Below are 13,615 nucleotides of genomic sequence, written 5' to 3'. Positions count from 1 at the left end.
GGCCAACGGGTGAGCGGCGGGAACTGGGCGGTGGACGACGCTCACTCGAGCAGCGATTCACCGGTCATCTCCGGCGGGCATTCGAGGTCGATCGTCTCGAGTATCGTCGGCGCAAGATCGGCGAGGGTGCCGCCCTCGCGGACGGTGCGGCCGCCGTCTGTGCCGTCGGGGGCGGTATAGACGACCGGGACGTCGTTGTACGTGTGAGCCGTGTGCGGATCGTCCTCGGTCCCCATCTCGTCGGCATTGCCGTGGTCGGCGGTAACGAAGACGTGTGCGCCGGCGTCCTCGAGCGCCGCGACGAGCCGTCCCAGCTGCTCGTCGACGGCTTCGACGGCCGCGATCGCGGCCTCGTAGTCGCCGGTGTGGCCGACCATGTCGGGGTTGGCGTAGTTGCACACGAGCACGTCGGGATCAGCCGACCGAATCACGTCGATCGCGGTGTCGGTCACCGCGGGCGCGCTCATCTCGGGCTGCAAGTCGTAGGTCGGGACGTCGGGACTCTCGACGATCTCCCGGATCTCGCCGTCGAACTCGATCTCGCGCCCGCCGTTGAGGAAGTAGGTGACGTGGGCGTACTTTTCCGATTCGGCGATCCGTAGTTGCGTTTTGCCGGCGTCGGCCAGCACTTCGCCGAGCACGTTCTCGGGTTGGTTCGGCGGATACACCACGGGAAGGTCGAACGTCTTGTCGTACTGGGTCAGCATGACGACCTCGACCTCGGGCGGGTCGGTCTCGAGGTCGGTGGCCGAATCCCGTCCGGCCATCCCACCCTGGCCATCCGCCCAGTCCTCGGGACGAATATCGGCGAGCATCCGCGTGAGTTGGCGAGCGCGGTCCGATCGAAAGTTGAACCAGACGACCGCGTCGCCGTCCTCGAGGGCTGGTCGGTCGGCGACGAGTGTCGGTTCGACGAACTCGTCGGTTTCACCGCGGTCGTACGATTGCTCGACTGCCGCGACCGCCGAATCGGCCTCGTATTCGGCCGCCCGGTTCACGATGGCGTCGTAGGCCCGTTTCGTCCGGTTCCAGTTCTGGTCGCGATCCATCGCGTAGTATCGCCCCGAGACCGTCGCGACGTGGCCCGTTCCCTGCTCGTCGATCACGTCCTCGAGCGTCGCGAGGTACCCCCGGCCACCGGTCGGAGAGGTGTCCCGGCCGTCGGTAATCGCGTGCGTGACGGCCTCGACGTCGCGGTCGGCCGCCAGCTCGAGCAGCGCGTGGAGATGTTCGTGATCCGAGTGAACGCCGCCGTCGCTGACGAGACCAACGACGTGGACGCGGCCGTCGTGTGCTCGAGCCCGTTCGAATGCGCCGTTGATGGCGTCGTTTTCGCGGAAGGAACCGTCCGCGATCGAATCCGAAATCCGCGTGTACTCCTGATGGACGACCCGCCCTGCGCCGATGTTTAAGTGGCCGACCTCGCTGTTGCCCATCTGTCCTTCCGGCAGGCCAACGCGGCGGCCCGCGACCTCGAGTGTGCCGTACGCACCGGCAGTGGCGAGTCCGTCGAACGCCGGGGTGTCGGCGGCCGCCACGGCGTCTCGGTCGCCATCGCCGAGTCCCCAGCCGTCGAGGACGATCAACGCTGCATCCATGTGCGACGGGTCAGCGTCGGCGGGTAACTAGCTATCGGAACCGACCTCGATGCTCGAGTACTCACTCCTCGTGGTCGAACGCCGCGCCGCAGTCGCCACAGACGGTTCCGCTGCCCGGCTTGCTCCGCTGGGCGAAGACGGCCCCGCAGTCCGGACAGATCATAAAGAGTCGGTGTTCGGGATCGACACCCGCCTCGAAGGCCATCTCGATCCAGGCGTCGGGGTTGGTTTCGTCGTAGAGTGTCACGCCACCGTTCGTCTGTCGCCAGTTGACCGCCTCGCCCTCGAGGTCGGCGGTCGGCTCTCGCGTCGCCATCGGGATATCCGGATTCACCTCGCCACCACATATAACATTTCTGATAAAATCGTTACTCGCCTGCGAGTTATCAGCCGATCCGGGTGGATCACTGGCTATTTGTGCGTGGGCTGGGAGCCACCGAGTATGACGCTGGATCCGGTCCACTTCGACGGCATCGCGGGGCTGGCCGATCGGATCGATCACGGAGCCGATGAGCGCGACCGGCGGGCGTTTGCCGAGACGGTCTGGGATTCCTTTCTGGATCCGCTCACCGTGGACGGTCGGTCGATTCTCGAGCCCGTCGACGAGCAATCGCGACGGCTGGTCGACTGCGAAGACGTCGCCCTCCGGAACCGGGAGTTCGACACCGTCCACGGGCTCGACGCGGGGACGATCAACCCGACGACGTTCAAAAACGGGCTGGTTATCGACGTCGCCCAGACCGCGATGAGCGCCACGCCGACTGATCTCGATCTCCATCGCTCGCGAACGGCCGTCATGACGGTTCACTCGAACGACGAGACGATGACCGTCGACGAGGACTGGGGGACGTTCGACGAGGGCTACAGCCGCAGCCGCGCGGTCAAGACCCCACCGCTGCCGCGCTTCGCCGAGGGCGTCGTCCACGCGCTCGCGCTCTATCTCGCCGAGAGCAAACACGCCCTGGCTCACGCCGAACGCGTCTCCGATCTGCTCGTCCTCGATGGTCCGATCTATCCCCGCGGCCTGCTTCGCTGGGCCGACCAGCACCCCGATCTCGCCGACTTCCTCCTCGAGGATCCCCGGCCGACGACGGTCCTCGAGAACTACGTCCGGCTGGTCGAGCGCTTCCGCGAGCGCGACGTTCCCCTCGTCGGCTTCGTGAAGAACCCGGCGACACGGGTCATCACCCGCGCGCTCAAGCGCGACGACGAGGCCGGACTCAGCGTCCCCTGGAGCGACGATTCGGCGCTGTTTACCCGCCTGCTCGAGCGCGGCGAGTACGTCGACGATGTCACCGGCGACCGCTGGGAACGAAACACCGAGGCGCTCACCTACACGAACTGGTTTCGGTCGCGTGGCGGCGTCGATCGTCCCCTTTCGATCGACGGCGACGCACTCGGCGTCGAGCGCAACCGGGCACTCGAGGACTACGAGGTCACCTTCTTCGTCGTCTACGATCCCCGCGACGACCTCGTCTACCGGGTCGAAGCGCCCTACGGATTCACCCGCGATCCGGAGACACGCGAGCGACTCACCATGCACCTGCTGCAGGAGATCGCCGTCGCCCACGGCCCGCCGACGATCGTCCAGAAAGCCGACGAACTCGCCCGGATCGGCGCCGCGGAAAAACAATCCCTTCGCGAAACGCTCGAGCAACGATTCGATACGAGCCAGGACCGTACCTACGACGACCTGCGCTGGGACGGCGAGACATACTAGTACCCTCCCAACCGTCGACTGCTGAGTGAAACCGGACAACTGCCGCCGGTTTCACCCAGCAGTGCAGGCTTGGGATGCCACTAAGTTGGACGCTGTCCGATCGAGACGAAACTGCGAGCGAAGCGAATAATTTGCCTCCGCCGTCACTTATTACCCACCGGCCAGGCTGTCACAGCTGATCGGGTGCGAGTTCGTCGATCGTCGTCGTCGCGATGTCGTCCGGTGCTGGCGCCGGAATGACCACGATCGGATGATCGATCCCGGTCTCCTCGACGAGGGTCCGCAGTCGATCGCGAGCCGTCTCGGGCGTTCCGGCGACGCCGAGGTCGTCGACCATCTCGTCGGTGACGGCCCCAGCGGCGCCGGCTTTGTCGCCGTTGCGCCAGGCCTCGGCGACCCGATCCGCCGCGTCGGGATAGACCATGGAGACGGCGTTTCGATACCCCTCGCCGCTGCCGACGTAGTACGCGACGTGTCGTCGGATGATCTCTCGAGCATCCTCGAGGTCGTCGCTGACCGCCGCGGGCACGTAGGGTGCGGTCGTGATCTCCTCGGGGTCGCGGTCGCGCTCTCGAGCCGCCGTCTCGATCTCCTCGAAGGCTGACTCGAGGTGGGAAAACGGAATGTTGTGTGGAATCCAGCCGTCACAGAGCCGGCCGACGACTCGCCGGTTCGCAGGACCGAGCCCCGCGTTGTAGATCGGCACCGGCGTCTCGAGGCTGGGGAAGTCCGCCGCCTCGAGCAGTTGGCCGTCGTAGTCGACGCGACCCTCGCCAGCGGTAAACTCGCGGACGAGTTCGATCGTCTCGTGGGTTCGCCGGACGGGGCGCTCGAAGGACTCGCCGTGGAGGTCCTCGACCGCCTTCTGCGTGCTCGTACCGACGCCGAGGGTGAACCGGCCGTCGGAGACGCGCTGAAGCGAGGCTGCCGTCATCGCGAGGACGGCCGGCGACCGCGAAAAGACGTTGACGATCGCGGTTCCCAGGCCGATCTCCTCGGTTCGACAGGCCATCTCGCTCAACTGGACGACGCCGCTTTCGCCCCAGAGTTCGCCGACCCAGACCGCGTCGTAGCCGTTTGCTTCGGCACGAACGGCTACCGTGCTTGCATCGACCTCGCCGGCTGCGGACACCATGAGTCCGACGTTCATGTGCGGGGTGAGAACAGCCACCATAAAAAAGGGCAGTGTGCCGGCAGTCCGGCGATCGAATTCGAGATCGATACTGCCGACGCTCGAGTCCGGAGACTGGCTCTCGGAGACAGCGGCGTTTGCGACGACTGCTGTGGACCTTATTCCTCGTCGTCGGCGTCGTCGTCGGCGTCGTCCGGGCCGGCGTCCTCCAGCGAGCCGCGAAGCTCCGGAATCGTCGCGGTCAGGTCGCCCACCTGCTCGCTCGCCTCGGAGACGGAGGTGATCGTCTCCTCGAGGTCGGCGATCTCGGCCTCTAAGTCCGCGGCGTCGTCGAAGGCGTCGGCGCGCTGGCCCATCGTGAACCACTTCTTGGCGTCCCGAAGGTGGTCCTCGGCGTCCCCGGCGTCCAGTGCCGTGTTGAGCCCGTTGAGCACGCCCAACACGTTGCCGGCGTCGCTCTCCCAGATATCGTCGGCGGCCGGGAGCGCCTCCCAGGCCTGCTCGAGCGAGGCCTCGACATCCTCGCGCATTTCGCTGGCTGCTTCGCCGAACAGTTCGTCGTCGTCGCCGAACGTCGCTTGACTCATGCCAGTGACTTTACCGTCACGGTGTTTAAAAGGTCGCCCGAAAGTGAAAGTGAAATTCGACTCGAGCGCGCCAAAGCAGGTGGAATGGCAGATCGGTTTCGAAAGAGCGGTCGTCACTCATAGGCCTTAGCGTAGATTCTCTTCCGTTCCAGCGTGACAGATCACGGATCTGTTGAACTCGGCGTGCAAGACTTATACGGATTGCTGTAACGATTTACCGGCGCAACCGCCGCCCGGGTCGCGGTTGCGCCGGCAATGACGTACAGGAAACCGTATGAAGAGCACTGACGCAAAACTATGGATTATTCGCTATTCCCTATCATGAACTGACTCGAGGCGCATCAACGGGTAGCCATCTTCCATCGCCATCCGGGTGACGACCGTCTGGCCCTCGTAGTCGACGACGATTTCGACCTCGAGAAAGCGACCCGTGAGTTCGGTGTAGTCGGCGCTCGAGGCGGCGAGTTCGGCCTCGAGGGCGTCCCGTTGGACGGAAACGGTGACGGACTCGCAGTGGGGCTGGTTCTCGATCGACTCCTCCATCGCGGCCTCGATACTCGCGGCGCTCTCGAGCGAGAGCGGGGTGCCGGCGAACTGGTGGTAGAGCGAGCCGAACTTGATACCGGCTTCGAAGCAGGCGGTTTCGGCGTCGGTTGGGTCGGTCATACGCGAGTGCTCGCGGGCCGTCGAAAAGGGGGTTGTGGTTTGGCAAGCGACAGTTTCGACGCTCTATCGGACACAGCCGGGGGAGAATCGTATGGTTCTTATCGGCGCTTTCCCTGGCTCCACACGAATGGCACAGTCGGTCCTGCTTACGGGGGCAGCGGGACGCGTTGGGGACGCGATTCTCGGTGACCTCGCGGACGCATACGAGTGGCGGTTGCTAGATCGCGATCCACCTACGGAGGACCTGCCGGGCGAGTTCGTCGTCGCGGACATCACCGACGACGAGGCCATCCGCGAGGCGATGGAGGGCATCGATGTCGTGGTTCATCTCGCGGGTGATCCGCGTAAAACCGCGCCCTGGGACAGCGTCCTCACGAACAACATCGACGGCACCCAGACGGTCTACGAGGCCGCCGTCGATGCGGGCGTCGAGAAAGTCGCGTTTGCGTCCTCGAATCACGCCGTCGGCGCGTTCGAAACCGACGAGCGAACGCCCGACATGTACCGCGCCGACGACGACTACCTGCTCGATGGCTCCGAACTCCCACGACCGGGGAACCTCTACGGCGTTTCGAAGGTTGCGGGCGAATCCCTCGGACGGTACTACCACGACGAGTACGGCATCAGCGTCGTCAACGTCCGCATCGGTAATCTGACACAGAACCACCCACCGATCGACTACGAACGCGGGCAGGCGATGTGGCTCTCTTATCGCGACTGCGCCCACCTCTTCGATCGCTGTATCCAGGCCGACTACGAGTACGAAATCGTCTACGGCATCTCCGACAACGACCGGAAATACTATTCGATCGAGTCCGCTCGAGAGGCTCTGGGCTACGATCCACAGGACAACTCGGCCGAACACGACTGATACGGATTACCGTCCCGGTGTACCGGCGCAACCGTCGTCCGGGTCGCGGTTGTGCCGGCAATGACGGACAGGAAACCGTACGATACGCTCCCTCGAGTCGAGACCGATGTTGCCGGTTTGGTCTTCGACAGATATCTCCATGGGAAATAATCACCTAATATAGAATGTTTTTTCCACTTCGATCCCGTATCGTGGAGACGAGACAATGGTTACGCTGAGTAAAGAATGTAAAGATCACCTCGAGAAAGCTCTAGGGAACGACGACCCATCAGAGAAGGATTTCCACATTCGACAGGTTTTGCAAGCCTGTAGCGGATCGACTTTTTCCGGCGAGCCGAACAGGGACAGCCCCGACAACTGATGGGTCCAGACGCCGATCCCGGTCGCCGAATCTACCCGATCGTCAGAATAACCCTTCGACATCTTCTTCGCGTGCCTGGCGCCGACTCACGTGCTCGCTCACTCGCTGGAAGACGATCCCCCGGTGGTCGTCCTCGCGGACGAAGTCGAACACCAGCGCGATAAACCGGCTGTCGTCGTCGCCCGCCTCGAGATCCTGGCGAGCGTAGGCCACCGCCTGTTCGAGGATTGCCCTCCCGTATCCCAGTTCCTCGGCCAGAACGATGGCCGCAATCGTGGTCGGTTCGAACTCGAGATCGTCGAGTTGGGGGATCTCGCCTTGGTGCTCGAGCAGTGGCGGGGGGCGGCGCTCGACGATCTCGGGATCCGTGGCAATCGTTTCGAGCGCGGAGCGAAGCGGCGGGAGCGAGACGCCCCGGTAGCTGTCGGGCAGATCGGCGAGGTAGTCGCCGGCGCTCTCGGCGAGCCCGGTCGTGCCCGCCCAGTTGCGCTCGCGGGCGTGGTAGATCGCTGCGGTGAACTGGATCAACCCGTGGAGCAGGCGCTCGTCGTCGGTACCTTGCTCGAGCTCGAGCCAGTGGTCCTCCCAGGCGTCGTGGGCCGCGTGATAGTAGCCGTCGTTGTAGATGGCGATGCCGGCCCGAAGCGATGGCCACATTGTGGTCGTGGTACGCGCGTGAGGGACAAAACCGCGCGGGTTCGTAACCGTGTCGGGGCTGATATCGGCTCGAGTCCCGATTGCGAACCGGGTAGTGATCGCCGGTAACACGCTACAGTGATCGGTCTCACTCGAGTGCGATGAAAGAAACGCGAAGTGCCGGATACGTGCCGCCTCCGGCAGGGCGGGCAGACAACTGTGGAAACGGGGAAGAGGGGGCGTCGAGCGAACGCCCCAACCGGTTACTGGCCGCCACCGGTCAGAGGCGGTATTCGATCGAACGGCCGAGTCCACCATTAGTATAGGCCGGTTTCCGACGCCAGGACCTGGTTATTCGGCATATAGGTGGCCGCTACTTCGCGACCGATATTCTCGGTGGCGATGGGGGACGGAACCATACTTGGGGCAGGTGTCCAGACCGATCGCTTCTCGATGTCAGTTAGGGCTCCTGAAAACCGTCTTCCCAGCGGAACCGCCCGTTTCGCTGGACGACAACGCCATCTATCTCGAGGCGGGAGTCGTCGCTAACGTCGGTGATGAGATCGACGTGGACCGCGGAGTCGTTGCCGGACTCGCCGTCGGGGAGACAGGCGTCGTAGGCCCGGCCGAGCGCAAGGTGGACGGTGTCGCCCATCTTCTCGTCGAAGAGGATGTTGTCGGTCTGGCGATCGATGCCGCGGTTCATCCCGATGCCGAGTTCGCCCAGTCGACGCGCCCCGGCGTCGGTCTCGAGTACGTCCCCGATCACGCCACCGCCCTGTTCGGCCGCGTAGTCGACGACTGCGCCGTCCTCGAACTCGAGGCGGGCGTTGCGAACCGGCTCCCCCCGGATCGTCATGGGGATGTCGAAGGTGACCGTCCCCTCGGTCGCGGTGGGCGCGGTAAAGACCTCGCCACTCGGCAGGTTGTGCGAGTCGTAGGCGACGGAGGCGGCGCTGTTGACCGCGGTTCGGTTCCCGATTGACATCGTGAGATCGGTCTCGTCGGAGACGAGTCGGACTCTCGAGCCCTCGTCCAAGCGCGTCTTCAGCCGGTCCATCTCCTCGGCCAGCGACTCCCAATCGCGAAGGATCGCATCGTAGGCGAACTCACGATACGCCGCGTAGGCCATGTTGGCTTGCTGGGCGAGCGACCGCGTCGGATGGACCGTCGAGACCCACCGCGTGTCGAATCTGACCTCGCGAACGTCCGCTCGAGCGGTGTCGTAGGCCTGCCGCGTCTCGCCGGGTACGTCGGCGGTCGAACTCGTGTTTCGGCCGCCACCGAGGGACAGATAGACATCCGCCTGTTCGACCAGCGCCCGTTCGTGTCCGGGTTCCTCGAACTCGCCGTCGTGGGCACGGAGGTACGCCCGCGTGACTTCGCCGGAACTGTAGGTCGCAAGCAGGTTCGCCCCGCGCTCCCCGAGTTGCTCCGCGACGGCGACCGCGAGTTCGTGTGCGTCGGGGCCGACAGAGAGTACGACGTCGTCGCCCGCTTCGACCTGCGCGCTCCAGTCGACCAGTACTGCGGCGTGCTCGCGTACACGTTCGTCCATATGTGCCGATACGACGCCACGGGCAAAACGCTCCCGTTGGTGTCGACGGGAACTCGAGCACACAGTGCAGATGGCGACACCTACCGAGGTTTAGGTGGTCGCTTCCGCGACTTCGAGGCCGTCACGCGAGCGCACGAGGTGGACGACGGCGTAGACGATCGGCGTATCGAGGACGGCGATACCGAGTTTCAGCAGGTACTGGCCGACCATCAGCGCAAGCAGCGTCTCGAGGCCGAGGACGACGCCGACGCCGAGGATGGCAGGGGCGATGGCGAAAGCGATGGCCACGAAAATGACGGTGTCGATAGCCTGGCTGCTCGCCGTCGAAGCGATGTTTCGCAGCCAGAGCTTTTCGCGGCCGGTGTACTCGCGAATTCGGTGGAAGACGACGACATCCCAGTTTTGGCTCACGAGGTACGCGAGCAAGCTCCCGAGCACGATGTTTGTCGACGCACCGAGGACATCGGCGAACATCCCGGGATCGATGCTGGTCGCGTCGGCCGGTGCGGCGATCGTCGACCACACCAGCGCGAGGACGACGAAGTTCATCACGAACGCGACGTTGACGACGATCTGAGCCGCTCGGCGGCCGTACAGCTCGGCGTAGCAGTCGCTCGCCAAAAACGTCAGCGCGTAGGCAAGCGCCGCGCCGGGCAACACCAGTTCGGCGCCTGTGAGCGGGAGGTCGACGGGCAGCGGAAACGCCAGCACCTTCGAGGCGGTCAACTGTGCCGTCACCAGTGCCGTCACGAACAGGCCGATCAGCCCGACCTGGGCGGCCGACGGTGGGGCGCGGATGGAAGATCCGGTCGTCATACGCACCTCGTAGCCAGCGAGGGATGGTAAACGGTTCGAGACGGGTCGAGCCGATCGGCCCCGACGGACACGACCGACTACCATCGAGTAGTCGGCCCCACAACACCGTATCTAGGGCCTGAACGCCTCGAGAGTGCCAATACGTAATCGATAACAAATAGCCGATCCGCCGGAACGGTCGTATGGGTAGACCATGGACGATCTAACCGGATTTCAGCGCGACCTGCTGTACGTGATCGCCGGCAGCGACCGGCCGTCGGGCCAGGCAATCAAAGACGACGTCGAGGCGTATTACGAGGGCGAAATCAATCACGGCCGACTCTATCCCAACCTCGATACAGTCGTCAACAAGGGGCTCGTCGAGAAAGGTGAACTCGATCGGCGGACCAACTACTACGCGATCACCGACGCCGGCCGCGAGTCGATCGACGCCCGCAGAGCCTGGGAACGCCAGTACTTCGACGTGTGACAGCGCCACAGCTGTCGGTTGGTAGCGTCCGTGCACCACTCGAGGCGCCTCGAGTGGCACGAAAAATCGACCGGCGATCACACGCCGCCGGTCGCGCACTGTGGAGTCGCGTTAGAACACGTACTCGTCGGTGACGTTGTACCCGTCCATGTCGAAGTCGAAGATATCGTAGGTGACGGCGTCGAGGTCACCGTTTTCGTCGAAGACGACGTCGCCCGAGGCACCCTGGTACTCGATCTCGTCGCCGGCCGCAGCCATCTCGAGGGCTTCGGGGAGGTTGTCCGGCCCGACGACTTCGCCGCCGGGGGCGGCGATCTCTCGGATCTGGTCGCTGAGCGACGATCCCTGTCCACCGCCGGCGACCTGGGCGAGGATGTGCAGCGCCGTCGCGTCGTAGGCCTGTGCGTTGAACACGCCCGGACCGGAACCGTATTCGGCTTCGAACAGATCGGTGAACGTCTCGATGCCGGGGCCGGCCGCGGATGGGGCCGTCCCGATGACGTTTGCCATTTCGTTGTCGACGTTGCCGGGGAGGCTGTTGCTCTGGAGGCCGTCGGGCACCATGATCGTCGTTCCGTCGTCGAAGTCCGCGTAGTAGTCACGGAAGATCTGTTCGCCGCTGTCGGGGTAGCCGACGATCATCAACAGATCCGGGTCGTCGCCGAGTGCCGACTCGAGTTCGGAGCTGTAAGAGGGCTGTTCGGATTCGAACGCGACTTCTTCGTAGATTTCGCCGCCCTCGGCATCGAAAGCTTCGACGAACGTGTCGGCGAGTCCCTGGCCGTAGTCGTTGTTGAGGAAGAACGTGGAGGCTGTTTCTGCGCCCTCTTCCTGGTAGGCGATTTCGGCCATCGCTTCGCCCTGCCAGGCGTCGCTCGGACAGGTTCGAAGGAGGAAGTCGCCGTTCATGTCTGTGATATCCGGAGACGTACTTGCCGGCGAGATTCCGACGACCTCGTTCGGGAAGTAGACGTCTTCGGCGACTGCGATCGTGACAGCCGACGATGCCGCGCCCGTAATGGCTGGGTAGCCCGCATCAACCAGCGACTGAGCGCCGGTCATCCCCGCTTCGGGGTCCGTTTCGGTATCCTCTTGGCGGATGTCGATCTCGAAGTCGACGCCGGCATCTTCGAGTTGCGTTCCCGGCAGAATACCGGCATCCCTGATCGGGGTACCGAGATCGCCGAGGTCACCCGTCACCGGAGCCAACACACCCACCATTGCGTCGGCATCGCCGCTCGCGCCGCCGCCATTGCCGTTGCCGTTACCGTTCCCTGCCTCGCCGTCGAGACAGCCCGCAAGCGTTATCGCACTTCCAGCACCGATTCCAGCAAGCACCCTTCGTCTGCTGACGTTTCGTCCCATACGACCCATAATGGTGAGTACCAATATATAAGGGTTTGTACAACAGTACGACGGCACCTCTCCCGGTTCGGGACATTAACTGTCGGTAGAAACCGTTATCGCCTCACAAAAGTATAAAATAGTGGAGGATTGGTCGCTGGCCGACAATCTATGATCGAGTCGAAAGCATGAAACGAGATACCCAACTCGCCGGCCGGATCGCCCATAGCTAATTGCAGAACGTTTTTCATTTGCCTCACCGTTTCTCCGCCCGATGACCAACAACGTGAGGGATCAATCATGACAATGGAAGACCGGATCGACGAACTCGAGGAGCTTCGCGAGGAGGCACGCCTCGGTGGTGGGCAAGAGCGGATCGAGAAACAACACGACAAGGGGAAGATGACCGCTCGCGAGCGGATCGATTACTTCCTCGACGAGGATACCTTCACGGAGTTCGACCAGCTTCGGACTCACCAGACGAGCCAGTTCGGGATGGAGGAAAAGCAGATTCCCGGTGACGGCGTCGTGACGGGCTACGGTGAGGTCAACGGACGAACCGTCTTCGTCTTCGCGCACGATTTTACCGTCTTTGGCGGGTCGCTCGGCGAGGTGTTCGCCGAGAAGGTCTGTAAGGTCATGGATATGGCGATGGAGGTCGGCGCACCCGTTATCGGGCTCAACGACTCCGCCGGCGCTCGCATTCAGGAGGGCGTCAAGAGTCTGGCCGGCTACACCGAGATCTTCCGTCGCAATCAGGAAGCAAGTGGCGTCGTGCCCCAGATCTCGGCGACGATGGGCCCGTGTGCCGGCGGTGCGGTCTACTCGCCGGCGATTACGGACTTCATCTTCATGGTCAAGGACACGAGCCACATGTACATCACCGGTCCCGGCGTCACCAAGACCGTCACCGGTGAGGAAGTCACCCACGAGGAACTGGGCGGGGCGATGACCCACTCCGGCAAGACCGGCGTCGCCCAGTTCGCCTGCGAGAGCGAAGAACAGGCCTTAGACGACATTCGACGACTGCTTTCCTATCTCCCACAGAACAACGTCGAAGATCCACCGCGAGTCGATCCGTGGGACGATCCCGACCGCCGCGACGAGGACCTCAAATCGATTGTTCCCCCGAGCCCGCAGAAACCGTACGATATGGTCGATGTCATCGATTCGGTCGTCGACGAGGGCTCCTTTTTCGAGGTCGCCGACAACTTCGCGAAGGAACTCGTCGTCGGCTTCGGCCGACTGGACGGCCGCTCGGTCGGCATGGTCGCCAACCAGCCCCGCGTCAACGCCGGCACGCTCACCGTCGATGCCTCGATAAAAGGGTCGCGGTTCGTCCGCTTCTGTGATTCCTTTAACATCCCGATCGTCACCTTCGTCGATGTCCCCGGCTACATGCCCGGGACCGACCAGGAACACCGCGGCATCATCCGTCACGGCGCAAAACTTCTCTACGCGTACGCGGAAGCGACCGTCCCGCTCCTGACCGTTATTACGCGGAAAGCCTACGGCGGCGCCTACTGTGTGATGGCCTCGAAGAACTTAGGTGCCGACGTCAACTACGCCTGGCCGACCGCCGAAATCGCCGTCATGGGCCCACAGGGCGCGGTCAACATCCTCTATCGCAAGGAACTCGCCGAGTCGGACAACCCCGACGAACTCCGGGACGAACTCATCGAGGAGTACCGCGAGGAGTTCGCCAACCCCTACACGGCAACCGACAAGGGCTTTCTCGACGATGTCATCGTGCCGACTGAAACCCGTCCGCGCCTGATCGACGACCTCGAGATGCTCGAAACGAAACGCGAGACCAACCCGGACAAGAAACACGGCAACATCCCGCTGTAACGACCG

At 63.6% G+C, this 13,615-nt stretch carries 13 protein-coding genes; 4 read left to right on the top strand and 9 right to left on the bottom strand.

Translation table 11 applies throughout. The features are described from left to right. Positions 1 to 41 precede the first annotated feature (41 nt). Both gpmI and D8Y22_RS01335 read right to left on the bottom strand, forming a co-directional pair. A complete protein-coding gene (gene gpmI, locus D8Y22_RS01340) occupies positions 42 to 1,598 on the bottom strand; it encodes a 2,3-bisphosphoglycerate-independent phosphoglycerate mutase (RefSeq protein WP_141462751.1) in 1,557 nt (518 codons plus the stop codon). A gap of 61 nt (positions 1,599 to 1,659) precedes the next feature. Continuing rightward, complete coding sequence (locus D8Y22_RS01335) at positions 1,660 to 1,914, bottom strand: hypothetical protein (RefSeq protein WP_141462871.1); 255 nt, start codon at positions 1,912 to 1,914, stop codon at positions 1,660 to 1,662. A 126-nt stretch (positions 1,915 to 2,040) separates the two neighbouring features. Between D8Y22_RS01335 and D8Y22_RS01330 the strand changes: the two genes are divergently transcribed. Further along, the gene (locus tag D8Y22_RS01330) at positions 2,041 to 3,318 is read left to right on the top strand and encodes a DNA double-strand break repair nuclease NurA (protein ID WP_141462750.1); all 1,278 of its coding nucleotides are present in this window, start codon (positions 2,041 to 2,043) and stop codon (positions 3,316 to 3,318) included. 169 nt (positions 3,319 to 3,487) lie between these two features. Here the strand turns inward: D8Y22_RS01330 and D8Y22_RS01325 are convergent, their stop codons facing one another. The 3 genes from D8Y22_RS01325 to D8Y22_RS01315 form a co-directional block, all read right to left on the bottom strand. Continuing rightward, positions 3,488 to 4,468 (bottom strand): LLM class flavin-dependent oxidoreductase, encoded by a 981-nt coding sequence (locus D8Y22_RS01325; RefSeq protein ID WP_141462749.1) that lies wholly within the window; start codon positions 4,466 to 4,468, stop codon positions 3,488 to 3,490. A 140-nt stretch (positions 4,469 to 4,608) separates the two neighbouring features. After that, positions 4,609 to 5,037 carry a DUF5790 family protein gene (locus D8Y22_RS01320; RefSeq protein WP_141462747.1) on the bottom strand — a complete coding sequence of 143 codons (429 nt, stop codon included), beginning with the start codon at positions 5,035 to 5,037 and terminating at the stop codon, positions 4,609 to 4,611. Positions 5,038 to 5,346: 309 nt separating this feature from the next. Continuing rightward, positions 5,347 to 5,703 (bottom strand): dihydroneopterin aldolase family protein, encoded by a 357-nt coding sequence (locus D8Y22_RS01315; protein WP_141462746.1) that lies wholly within the window; start codon positions 5,701 to 5,703, stop codon positions 5,347 to 5,349. 127 nt (positions 5,704 to 5,830) lie between these two features. On the opposite strand from D8Y22_RS01315, the gene azf reads away from it, so the two are divergent. Beyond that, complete coding sequence (azf, locus tag D8Y22_RS01310) at positions 5,831 to 6,574, top strand: NAD-dependent glucose-6-phosphate dehydrogenase Azf (RefSeq protein ID WP_141462745.1); 744 nt, start codon at positions 5,831 to 5,833, stop codon at positions 6,572 to 6,574. Positions 6,575 to 6,977: 403 nt separating this feature from the next. On the opposite strand, the gene D8Y22_RS01305 is transcribed toward azf, so the two are convergent. The 3 genes from D8Y22_RS01305 to D8Y22_RS01295 all read right to left on the bottom strand — a co-directional run bounded on the left by D8Y22_RS01305 (position 6,978) and on the right by D8Y22_RS01295 (position 9,945). Then, positions 6,978 to 7,592, bottom strand: a complete 615-nt coding sequence (locus D8Y22_RS01305; protein WP_141462744.1) for a DUF309 domain-containing protein — start codon at positions 7,590 to 7,592, stop codon at positions 6,978 to 6,980. 439 nt (positions 7,593 to 8,031) lie between these two features. Further along, the gene (locus tag D8Y22_RS01300) at positions 8,032 to 9,129 is read right to left on the bottom strand and encodes an aminopeptidase (protein ID WP_141462743.1); all 1,098 of its coding nucleotides are present in this window, start codon (positions 9,127 to 9,129) and stop codon (positions 8,032 to 8,034) included. 90 nt (positions 9,130 to 9,219) lie between these two features. Continuing rightward, on the bottom strand, positions 9,220 to 9,945 hold the full coding sequence (locus D8Y22_RS01295) for a queuosine precursor transporter (protein ID WP_141462741.1): 726 nt from the start codon (positions 9,943 to 9,945) through the stop codon (positions 9,220 to 9,222). A 193-nt stretch (positions 9,946 to 10,138) separates the two neighbouring features. On the opposite strand from D8Y22_RS01295, the gene D8Y22_RS01290 reads away from it, so the two are divergent. After that, a complete protein-coding gene (locus tag D8Y22_RS01290) occupies positions 10,139 to 10,414 on the top strand; it encodes a PadR family transcriptional regulator (protein ID WP_141462740.1) in 276 nt (91 codons plus the stop codon). Between the two features lie 111 nt (positions 10,415 to 10,525). Here the strand turns inward: D8Y22_RS01290 and D8Y22_RS01285 are convergent, their stop codons facing one another. Beyond that, positions 10,526 to 11,779, bottom strand: coding sequence for an ABC transporter substrate-binding protein (locus tag D8Y22_RS01285; protein WP_141462738.1), 1,254 nt, complete (start codon positions 11,777 to 11,779; stop codon positions 10,526 to 10,528). 285 nt (positions 11,780 to 12,064) lie between these two features. Between D8Y22_RS01285 and D8Y22_RS01280 the strand changes: the two genes are divergently transcribed. Continuing rightward, a complete protein-coding gene (locus D8Y22_RS01280; protein ID WP_141462869.1) occupies positions 12,065 to 13,609 on the top strand; it encodes an acyl-CoA carboxylase subunit beta in 1,545 nt (514 codons plus the stop codon). Positions 13,610 to 13,615 lie beyond the last annotated feature (6 nt).

Origin of the sequence: Salinadaptatus halalkaliphilus (genome assembly GCF_006543045.1) — an archaeon.
Taxonomy (GTDB): Archaea; Halobacteriota; Halobacteria; order Halobacteriales; family Natrialbaceae; genus Salinadaptatus; species Salinadaptatus halalkaliphilus.
Note: the sequence above shows the minus strand (reverse complement) of the source record. Positions and strands in the feature narration are given on the sequence as shown.